We start from the raw sequence: 10,380 nt of genomic DNA, 5'->3' as shown, positions 1-10,380 counted from the left end.
GGGGAATGATGAAAAGTGAAATTTATAAAGGAAATAAGAACTTTTCTTTTATAAATTATGAACAGGCAGTAATAGAATTAGCTAAATATATTCATTTTTATAATACTAATCGAATTACATTAAAAATGGCCAAATCCATAGCTTAGCTATGAATTCGACCAAAAAGACATTTTTATTATTTAGTTGTCTACTTGACAGGGTTCACTTCAAAATTCGGGGGCTTTTTTCACGATTCTTCATCATATTATAATCTGTCTTCTAAATCTTTTTTAAGATCTTCATATCCAGGTTTTCCTAATAGAGCGAACATATTTTGTTTATATGCTTCAACACCTGGTTGGTTGAATGGATTAACACCTAATAAGTATCCGCTCATCGCACATGCTAATTCGAAGAAGTATACAACATAACCGAATGTATATGCATCTAATTGCGGAACATTTACGACTAAGTTAGGTACCCCACCGTCAGTATGTGCTAATAGTGTACCTTGGAAAGCTTTAGTATTAACATAATCGACTGTTTCACCAGCTAAGAAGTTAAGGCCATCTAAGTCGTCTTTATCTTCTTCAATTGTAATATCATGTTTAGGTTTATCTACTTTTACTACAGTTTCAAATAGGAAGCGACGCCCTTCTTGAACATATTGTCCTAAAGAGTGTAAATCAGAAGTGAAGTTTGCACTTGAAGGATAAATACCTTTGAAATCTTTACCTTCAGATTCGCCGAATAATTGTTTCCACCATTCGCTGAAGTATTGTAATGCAGGTTCATAGTTGATTAACATTTCTGTTGTATAACCTTTTGCATATAAAATATTTCGTATAGCAGCGTATTGATATGCAATGTTTTCATTTAAATCAGAAGATGATAAGTCTTCTCTAGCTGCACTCGCGCCATTCATCATTTCTTGAATGTCTATACCACTCGCAGCAATCGGTAATAAACCAACAGCTGTTAATACAGAATATCTACCGCCAACATCGTCAGGAACAACAAATGTTTCGTAACCTTCACCAGTAGCTAAATCTTTCAATGCACCTTTAGATTTATCAGTTGTTGCAAAGATGCGTTCTTTAGCTTCATCTTTACCGTATTTCTCTTCAAGAAGCTTCTTGAAAATTCTAAATGCTACAGCTGGTTCAGTCGTTGTACCTGATTTAGAAATAACATTTACTGAGAAATCTTTTCCATCTAAGTATTGAATTAAATCATGTACATAAGAAGATGATAAATGATGACCAACGAAAATTATTTGTGGGTTTTCACCTTTTTCATAATTAGCAAATGTAGAATTCAACATTTCTACAGCAGCTCTTGCACCTAAATACGAACCGCCAATACCAATGACTAACAATACATCTGATTGCTCTTTAATACGTTTAGAAGCTTTAAGAATTCTATCAAATTCTTCTTTGTCATAATCGACTGGTAAGTCAACCCAACCTAAAAAGTCACTACCTGCACCAGTTTTATCATGTATAACATGATGTATATTTTTTACTGCTTCGTGCGTTTGCTCAAGTTCATGTTCACCGAAAAATGCTAACGCTTTTTTATAATCAAATTGAATATGTGTCATAATATCCTCCTATTTGTCTTATGAATAACAACAATTCTATTTTACTCTAGTTTTCATACGCTTTCAATGGAAATGCAACACTACACTTATTTATGCATAATTATTTAATATTACTATTGAAAATACATTTTTTATGTGGTAGTGTATACACAACGATTAAATATACAAGATATTAAATATTAATACAAAGAGAGGTTTTCAATTATGTCGAAAAAAGTTGTTTTAGCTTATTCAGGTGGTTTAGATACAAGTGTTGCAGTTAAGTGGTTAATCGAGAAAGGTTATACAATCGTTGCATGTTGCTTAGATGTTGGTGAAGGTAAAGATCTAGCACTTGTTCAACAAAAAGCTTTAGATATGGGTGCTGAACAATCTTATGTGATTGATGCTACTAAAGAATTCAGTGAAGATTTCGTTGGTTATGCAATTAAAGGTAATACTATGTATGAAGGCAGTTATCCGCTCGTATCTGCTTTAAGTAGACCGTTAATCTCAAAAAAACTTGTTGAAATTGCGTTAAAAGAAGATGCAATGGCAATCGCACATGGTTGTACTGGTAAAGGTAACGACCAAGTACGTTTTGAAGTAGCTATTAAAGCTTTAGCGCCACACATTAAAGTTTTAGCGCCTGTTCGTGAATGGTCATGGAGTCGTGAAGAAGAAATTGATTATGCAAAAAAACATAACATACCTATTCCAATTAATTTAGATTCACCATACTCTATAGACCAAAACTTATGGGGACGTAGTAATGAATGTGGTATTTTAGAAGATCCTTTCGCTACACCACCAGAAGATGCATACGATTTAACGAACCCAATTGAAAATACGCCAGATACAGCTGAAGAAATGGAAATTGTATTTGAAAATGGTCTTCCAATTTCTATTAATAATCAAGTATATCCATTAGATGAATTAATATTAAAATTAAATCACATAGCTGGTTTACATGGTATTGGTCGTATAGATCATGTTGAAAATCGTCTTGTAGGTATTAAATCTCGTGAAGTATATGAAACACCTGGTGCAAAAGTAATCATGGAAGCTCATAAAGCTTTAGAAACAATTACTTTAACTAAAGATGTTGCACACTTTAAACCAGTTATTGAAAAGCAATTAGCTGAACAAATATATAACGGTTTATGGTTCTCACCTTTAACAGAAAGTTTGAAACAATTTATTGATTCAACTCAAACTCAAGTTACAGGTACTGTTCGTGTTAAATTATTTAAAGGAAATGTTATCGTCAATGGACGTAAATCACCTTATAGTTTATATAATGAAGAACTTGCTACTTATACTAAAGAAGATGCATTTAACCAAGAAGCTGCAGTTGGCTTCATAGAAATCTTTGGTTTACCAACTAAAGTAAATGCATTATTAGAAACAGAGGGTGTTTTAAAATGATAAAAAAAGCTTGGGGAGGAAGATTCGAATCTAATCCCGAATCATGGGTAGATGCATTCAATGCATCTATCCATTTTGATAAAAATTTAATTGATCAAGATATTCAAGGAAGCATTGCACATGCTACGATGCTTGCTGAACAAAATATTATTAACCAACACGAGGCTGAGCAAATTATTCAAGGATTAAAAGAAATTCAACAAGATTATTACAACGATAACCTTGAACTATCAGAATCTCTAGAAGATATTCACCTCAATATTGAACATGCGCTTATTCAGAAAATCGGTCAAGTTGGTGGTAAATTGCATACAGGCAGAAGCAGAAATGATCAAGTCGCTACAGATATGCACCTTTATGCAAAACAGCATGTTCATGAAATTATTGAATTAGTCGAATCTTTACAACAAGCTATTATAAAAATCGCTGACGAACATGTAGATACTATAATGCCTGGGTATACGCATTTACAAAGAGCGCAACCTATTTCATTTGCACATCATGTTATGACGTATTTTTGGATGTTAGAAAGAGATAAATCTCGTTTTAACGATAGTATCAAACGTATAGATATGAGTCCACTAGGTGCAGCAGCTTTAAGTGGCACCACACATCCTATTGATAGACATCGTACTCAAGAGTTATTAGGCTTCGATAATCTATACGAAAACAGCTTAGATGCTGTAAGCGATAGAGATTACATCGTAGAAACACTACATAATATTTCTTTAACGATGGTACATTTATCAAGATTCTCAGAAGAAATTATATTTTGGTCTAGCAGTGAAGCAAATTTCGTTACACTATCAGATAGTTTCTCTACAGGATCATCTATTATGCCACAGAAGAAAAATCCAGATATGGCAGAACTAATTAGAGGTAAAGTTGGGCGAACAACTGGTCATTTAATGAGTATGTTAATGACTTTAAAAGGTTTACCACTTGCTTATAATAAAGATATGCAAGAAGATAAAGAAGGCTTATTTGATGCCGTTCACACTATAAAAGGTTCTCTTAGAATTTTCGAAGGTATGATTTCAACAATGACTGTTAACGAAGAAAGATTACATGAAACAGTACATCAAGATTTTTCTAATGCAACTGAGTTAGCAGATTATCTAGTAGAACAAAACATACCATTTAGAGAAGCACATGAAATAGTAGGTAAAATTGTATTATGGTGTATCCAAAATAATAAATATTTATTAGATGTACCATTGGAACACTACAAATCTTACAATGACAAAATAGATAATAACGTCTACGATTACTTAAAACCTGAAAACTGTTTGAATCGTAGAAAAAGTTATGGTTCTACAGGCCAAGAAGCAGTCTATCACCAAATTAAAGTAGCTAAACAGCTTTTATAGATTTAAAGTAAGACTAAGACATAAGCTTAAATTAAATAAGCATATCACTCTACTGAATCTCTCAGTAATCACAGTGATATGCTTATTTTTTATAAAATCATTTATTATTAATACAGCATGGTAAAATAAATAAGCAATCCTTTAATATAGATTATATGAACTTTGCGCTAACTGGCTTGTTTTTATACTCTTGCACGTTAGAATTTGTAACGTGCTTGTCTATTTCGTCTTGCACGTTAGAACACTTTATCCACCACATTCAGTGCGAATTCATATTGAAATTGCTGAAATTAGTGCTCTAACGGGCTTGTTTCCATACTCTTGCACGTTAGAATTTGTAACGTGCTTCTCTATTTTGTCTTGCACGTTAGAGCAGTTGATCGTCTATATTCAGTCTTAATTCATATTAAAATTGCTGAAATTAGCGCTCTAACGGGCTTGTTTCTGGACTCTTGCACACTAGACTCTTTCAAGCCTCCCTAATCCACTACATATAAAAAAGGCTGAGACACCAATAAATGTCTCAGCCTTTTTATTTACTAATAAATTGTGGGATAAAATATTATGCCCAACCTCTATATCTAGCAGCTTCTGCCGTACGTTTAATTCCTACAATATATGCAGCTAAACGCATATCAATTTTTCTATTTTCAGAGAGATTATAAATTGTATCAAATGCTTTAATTAGTTTTTCACGTAATTTTTCGTTTACTTCTTCTTCTGTCCAATAATAACCTTGGTTATTTTGTACCCATTCGAAGTAAGAAACTGTTACGCCACCAGCACTTGCTAAAACATCAGGAACAAGTAAGATTCCACGTTCACTTAAAATTTTAGTAGCTCCCATTGTAGTTGGACCGTTAGCCGCTTCTACAATAATGTCAGCTTTGATATCATGTGCATTTTCTTCAGTGATTTGATTAGCAATCGCTGCTGGTACTAAAATATCACAATCTATTTCAAACAATTCTTTATTTGTAATTGTATCTTCAAATAAGTTTGTTACTGTACCGAAACTGTCACGACGGTCTAATAAGTAATCAATATCTAACCCTTCAGGATCATGTAATGCACCGTATGCGTCAGAAATACCGACAATTTTAGCACCTTTATCGTATAAGAATTTAGCTAAGAAACTTCCAGCATTACCGAAACCTTGGATAACAAATCTTGAGTCTTCAATAGTCTTACCACGTTTTTTAGCAGCTTGTTCAATTGCGATAACCACTCCAAGAGCAGTAGAGCGATCGCGACCTTGTGAGCCTCCTAATACGATTGGTTTACCTGTAATGAAACCTGGTGAGTTGAATTCGTCCATTTGACTATATTCATCCATCATCCAAGCCATAATTTGTGAGTTTGTAAATACGTCTGGTGCTGGGATATCTTTTGTTGGTCCAACTATTTGTGAGATGGCACGAACATATCCACGTGATAATCTTTCAACTTCGTGAATACTCATTTGTCTTGGGTCACAAACAATTCCACCTTTACCCCCGCCGTAAGGTAAATCTACAATTCCACATTTCAAAGTCATCCACATAGATAAGGCAGTCACTTCTTCAACATCAACATCTGGGTGGAAACGAACCCCACCTTTTGTTGGTCCAACTGCATCATTATGTTGTGCACGATAACCAGTAAATGTCTTAACAGACCCGTCATCCATTTTAACTGGTATACGAACTGTTAATAATCTTAGTGGTTCCTTAATTAAATCATACATGCCTTCGTCAAAACCTAATTTGTTAAGGGCATCACTAACAATTTCTTGTGTCGATGTAACTAAATTTAAATTTTCGCTCATGATCCTCTTCGCCTCTTTTTTAAATACTTTTAATCTCTAAATAATTGTAACATAATTGGTTATTTTTAAAAGGTCTTAAACCGTTTTTTGTAAACGTTATCAGTTTTTTTATTTAAAAACAGATTTCACTTGATCAATAGCCCAATCTAAATCTTCTTTATCAATGATTAAAGGTGGTGCAAAACGAATAACAGTGTCATGTGTTTCTTTACATAGTATACCTAAATCTTTTAATTTTTCACAATATGGTCTTGCATCTTCAGTTAATTCAATACCGATAAATAGACCTTTACCTCTCACTTCTTTAATGGCAGGATGATTTATACTTTCTAACTCTGACTTAAAGTAATTTCCTAATTCTAGTGAGCGTTCAGATAAATTTTCATCCACGATAACATCTAAGGCTGCATTTGAAACAGCACATGCTAATGGATTTCCTCCGAATGTAGAACCGTGAGAACCAGGGTTAAATACTTCTAATACTTCTTTATCACCAAGGATACATGAAATTGGGAATACACCGCCACCAAGGGCTTTTCCTAATATATATACATCAGGTTTAACGTTATCCCAATCTGTAGCGAATAATTTACCTGTTCTACCTAATCCTGCTTGGATTTCATCAGCTATGAATAATACATTATTTTCATCACAAACTTCTCTAATTTGTTTTAAGTATCCATCTTCTGGTACGTTAATACCCGCTTCGCCTTGTATAGGCTCAACTAAGATGGCAGCAGTATTAGGTGTAATTGCTGATTTGATTTGTTCGATATCACCAAAGTCAACAAGTTTAAATCCACCTAGTAATGGACCGTAACCTCTTTGATATTCTTTTTCTGAAGATAATGATACTGCAGCCATAGTACGACCATGGAAGTTTCCATTCATCGCAATTATTTCTGCTTTATTATCTTCTACCCCTTTCACATCATAAGCCCAACGTCTTGCTGCTTTTATGGCTGTTTCAACAGCCTCAGCACCTGTGTTCATTGGTAACACCATTTCTTTACCTGCTAGTTCACAAATCTTTTCATACCATGGACCTAATTGATCACTATGGAATGCGCGTGATGTAAGTGTTACTCTATCTGCTTGGTCTTTTAATGCTTGTATGATTTTAGGATGACGATGACCTTGGTTTACAGCAGAATATGCTGATAACATATCTAAATAACGATTTCCTTCTGGATCTTTCACCCATATACCTTCTGCTTCTGATATAACAATTGGTAACGGTAAATAGTTTGGAGCACCAAATGTATTCGTTTGTTCAATAATTTCTTGTGATTTTGTCATATTAAAACGCCTCCTATTAAAACAGTAGAGCAAAATCGCTCTACTGCCTTTATATTTTTTTCCATCATTATTATAACATTTCTGAAGTAGTACGTCCTTGTAAGTGAAGTACTAAGTAATCAGGACCACCTGCTTTAGAGTCTGTTCCAGACATTTTAAATCCTCCAAATGGCTGGTAGCCTACAATTGCGCCTGTACAACCTCTGTTAAAGTATAAGTTACCTACTAAAAATTGACGACGTGCTTGTTCTAATTTATCTCTGTTATTTGTAATAACGCCACCTGTTAATCCGTATTCAGTATCATTAGCAAACTCAATTGCTTCATCGTAATCTTTTGCTTTACTAAATCCGACAACCGGCCCAAAAATTTCTTCTTGCATCACTCTGTCATCATGTTTCAAGTCAGCTATTACGGTAGGATGTACAAAATGACCTTTTTCTTCATCAGTAGTTCCGCCAGCAACAATGCGACCTTCTTTTTTACCGATTTCTATGTACTTTTTAATTTTATTTAATGAATTCTCATCAATAACTGGTCCCATATAATTTTCATGATCTGTCGAATCTCCAACAGTTAATTTATTTGTACGTTCCACTACTTTATCTAATAACTCATCATAAATATCTTCTACTGCTATTACACGAGAACAAGCTGAACATTTTTGTCCTGAGAATCCAAATGCAGATTGAACGATAGAATCTGCTGCTAAATCTAAATCTCCTTCAGAATCAACGATAATAGTGTCTTTTCCACCCATTTCAGCTATAACACGTTTTAAGTGTGTTTGTCCTTTTTGAACTTTTGCAGCTCTTTCATATATAGAAACACCTACATCTCTTGAGCCTGTAAATGAAATTAAACTTGTATCTTTATGGTCGATCAAATAATCACCAATTTCACTTGATGAACCAGGGATGTAGTTCACTACACCTTTTGGTAAACCAGCTTCTTCAAGAACTTCCATAAATTTATATGCAATAACAGGTGTTTTTGAAGATGGCTTTAATAATACTGTGTTACCAGTAACTACTGGCGCTACTGTTGTACCAGCCATGATAGCAAATGCGAAGTTCCATGGTGAAATAACAACACTAACACCAATTGGTAAATAATTATATTTGTTATATTCGCCGGGACGGCTTTCGACTTTTTTACCATCTTTTAGTTCTAGCATTTGACGAGCATAGTATTCCATAAAATCGATTGCTTCAGCTGTATCAGCATCGGCTTCTTTCCAAGGTTTACCACCTTCTTTAGAAAGTAATGCAGAGAATTCATGTTTACGACGTCTTGTAATCGCAGCTGCTCTAAAAAGTACATCTGCACGAACGCTTGGATCAGTTTCTCTCCATGTTTTGAAAGCTTCTTTAGCAGCTTCCATTGCTTTTTCAGCGTGCTCTTTACTCGCTTTAGAAACTAAACCTACAGTTTCTTCAATATTTGAAGGATTATAAGAACGTGTTTTATCATCAGTAAAAATTCTTTCTCCTCCAACAATAATTGGATATTCTTTACCTAAGTAAGTTTCAACAGTTTTAAGACCTTCTAAATAAGCAGCCTTATTCTCCTCTTTCGTAAAATCAGTAAATGGTTCATGTTTGTACGGAATCATTAAAGTAAACCTCCCTATATTTATACGGGGCAGAAAAAGAAACCCCTTACATTCCTATAATGACACATTTTAATAGATTACTTCAAGTTATTTTTTTACAAATATTAGGACAGGTTTTTAGATTAAACATAAATATACAAAAAGACGATTAAAAGTTCATTTAATCGTCTTCTAAATGCTTATTTGATTGGTTGATCCACTTAGGTAACCTTTCTTTTAAAGGTAGAAACCCATATTTTTCTGTCTCTCGTATTTCATCTAATACTGAACGCTTTTCTTTCTTACGTTCTTGTCGCTTGAAATACTCATTTTCTTTAAGAGATAAACTTAATTTACCATCATTTTCAACCTTGATTACTTTAGCTTTTACAATCTGTCCGACCGATAAAAACTGGTTAAGGTTGTGAACATAATCATTCATCACTTCAGAAATATGAATGAGACCTTCCACATGATCAGGGGTTTCAACAAAGGCACCGTAAGGTTGAATGCCAGTCACTTTAACTTTCACAAATTGACCGACTTTATAATGTTTTCTCACTTTTAGAAAACCCCTTGTACTTATTATTATTAACTCTTATATCATAGCATAGTTAAATTTAATAAACCATTAATTTGATATATAATTCTGAAAATAATAGATAAGTAAATTGACGCTTGTAATCTAATCAAATTTTATTATTATACATAAAATATTCATTAATTTTTTCACACAAAAAGACCTATGAACTATTTCAATTAAAATAATTCACAGATCTTCTTATTAATACTTAATCATATTACATTTCACAGCTACTTTGTAATGCAGTTGTTTTGATGGCTATTTGTTTGCACGAATCTTTATCTAATGTTGTGTTGAAAGAAAATGCATATATGTCTTGGTTTTTGGAGCGAGTTCATTAACATTTTCTATTTCGTATATTGATTGCATGCATACAATCATAAACTTCACTATCTTCAAGTGATTGGTTTTCAAATTCCATTGGATTCCAATCTGAGAGAAGTTGATACAATGCAATATTCACTTTGTTATTTTTTACTTTTTTTCTCCTCTTGCTCTAAATGATTCATTACTTCTTTTTCAAATGCCTTCATTTTTTCTTCGTCTTTTTTTGATTTTTTGCGAAACATCATAAAAACGATGAAAGCTAAAATCATAAACAATAATAACGTAGCAACAGCAGGAATATATTCTAATTTGTTATCTGGAAAATAAAGAAATTCCATCATAATCCGACCACTCCCCTAGCAATTAGATTATAACAAAGTTTAAGTCGAATAAAACGTATGTTTTATGACA

9 protein-coding genes are annotated in these 10,380 nt (G+C 33.3%); 3 read left to right on the top strand and 6 right to left on the bottom strand.

Translation table 11 applies throughout. The annotated features are described in order from the left end of the window. Positions 1 to 5: 5 nt before the first annotated feature. Positions 6 to 146 (top strand): IS3 family transposase, encoded by a 141-nt coding sequence (locus LQ615_RS13560; protein WP_142382259.1) that lies wholly within the window; start codon positions 6 to 8, stop codon positions 144 to 146. A gap of 98 nt (positions 147 to 244) precedes the next feature. Here the strand turns inward: LQ615_RS13560 and LQ615_RS01700 are convergent, their stop codons facing one another. After that, entirely contained in the window at positions 245 to 1,582 is a 1,338-nt protein-coding gene (locus tag LQ615_RS01700; RefSeq protein WP_017000061.1) for a glucose-6-phosphate isomerase, read from the bottom strand. Between the two features lie 204 nt (positions 1,583 to 1,786). Between LQ615_RS01700 and LQ615_RS01695 the strand changes: the two genes are divergently transcribed. Both LQ615_RS01695 and argH read left to right on the top strand, forming a co-directional pair. Beyond that, on the top strand, positions 1,787 to 2,989 hold the full coding sequence (locus LQ615_RS01695; RefSeq protein ID WP_017000060.1) for an argininosuccinate synthase: 1,203 nt from the start codon (positions 1,787 to 1,789) through the stop codon (positions 2,987 to 2,989). Beyond that, entirely contained in the window at positions 2,986 to 4,359 is a 1,374-nt protein-coding gene (gene argH / locus LQ615_RS01690; RefSeq protein ID WP_064205100.1) for an argininosuccinate lyase, read from the top strand. The genes LQ615_RS01695 and argH overlap by 4 nt, the downstream gene beginning before the upstream one ends. 562 nt (positions 4,360 to 4,921) lie before the next feature. Here argH and LQ615_RS01685 read toward each other — a convergent pair. The 5 genes from LQ615_RS01685 to LQ615_RS01665 all read right to left on the bottom strand — a co-directional run bounded on the left by LQ615_RS01685 (position 4,922) and on the right by LQ615_RS01665 (position 10,310). After that, positions 4,922 to 6,166, bottom strand: coding sequence for a Glu/Leu/Phe/Val family dehydrogenase (locus tag LQ615_RS01685; protein WP_017000058.1), 1,245 nt, complete (start codon positions 6,164 to 6,166; stop codon positions 4,922 to 4,924). A gap of 108 nt (positions 6,167 to 6,274) precedes the next feature. Continuing rightward, on the bottom strand, positions 6,275 to 7,465 hold the full coding sequence (locus LQ615_RS01680) for an ornithine--oxo-acid transaminase (RefSeq protein ID WP_017000057.1): 1,191 nt from the start codon (positions 7,463 to 7,465) through the stop codon (positions 6,275 to 6,277). 70 nt (positions 7,466 to 7,535) lie between these two features. Next, positions 7,536 to 9,080, bottom strand: coding sequence for an L-glutamate gamma-semialdehyde dehydrogenase (pruA, locus tag LQ615_RS01675; RefSeq protein WP_017000056.1), 1,545 nt, complete (start codon positions 9,078 to 9,080; stop codon positions 7,536 to 7,538). Positions 9,081 to 9,240: 160 nt separating this feature from the next. After that, a complete protein-coding gene (gene ygs / locus LQ615_RS01670) occupies positions 9,241 to 9,621 on the bottom strand; it encodes a S1 domain-containing post-transcriptional regulator Ygs (protein ID WP_017000055.1) in 381 nt (126 codons plus the stop codon). A gap of 488 nt (positions 9,622 to 10,109) precedes the next feature. Beyond that, on the bottom strand, positions 10,110 to 10,310 hold the full coding sequence (locus LQ615_RS01665) for a hypothetical protein (RefSeq protein WP_239703760.1): 201 nt from the start codon (positions 10,308 to 10,310) through the stop codon (positions 10,110 to 10,112). Between the last annotated feature and the right edge of the window lie 70 nt (positions 10,311 to 10,380).

It is taken from the genome of Mammaliicoccus sp. C-M13 (assembly GCF_022386845.1).
Classification (GTDB): Bacteria; Bacillota; Bacilli; order Staphylococcales; family Staphylococcaceae; genus Mammaliicoccus; species Mammaliicoccus lentus.
Note: the sequence above shows the minus strand (reverse complement) of the source record. Positions and strands in the feature narration are given on the sequence as shown.

What these genes read in the sequence shown, in the direction of transcription:
- LQ615_RS01685 (WP_017000058.1), bottom strand. Translation starts at nt 6,166, where the DNA reads ATGAGCGAAAATTTAAATTTAGTTACATCGACACAAGAAATTGTTAGT.
- argH (WP_064205100.1), top strand. Translation starts at nt 2,986, where the DNA reads ATGATAAAAAAAGCTTGGGGAGGAAGATTCGAATCTAATCCCGAATCA.
- LQ615_RS01665 (WP_239703760.1), bottom strand. Translation starts at nt 10,310, where the DNA reads ATGATGGAATTTCTTTATTTTCCAGATAACAAATTAGAATATATTCCT.
- LQ615_RS01680 (WP_017000057.1), bottom strand. Translation starts at nt 7,465, where the DNA reads ATGACAAAATCACAAGAAATTATTGAACAAACGAATACATTTGGTGCT.
- pruA (WP_017000056.1), bottom strand. Translation starts at nt 9,080, where the DNA reads ATGATTCCGTACAAACATGAACCATTTACTGATTTTACGAAAGAGGAG.
- LQ615_RS01700 (WP_017000061.1), bottom strand. Translation starts at nt 1,582, where the DNA reads ATGACACATATTCAATTTGATTATAAAAAAGCGTTAGCATTTTTCGGT.
- LQ615_RS13560 (WP_142382259.1), top strand. Translation starts at nt 6, where the DNA reads ATGATGAAAAGTGAAATTTATAAAGGAAATAAGAACTTTTCTTTTATA.
- LQ615_RS01695 (WP_017000060.1), top strand. Translation starts at nt 1,787, where the DNA reads ATGTCGAAAAAAGTTGTTTTAGCTTATTCAGGTGGTTTAGATACAAGT.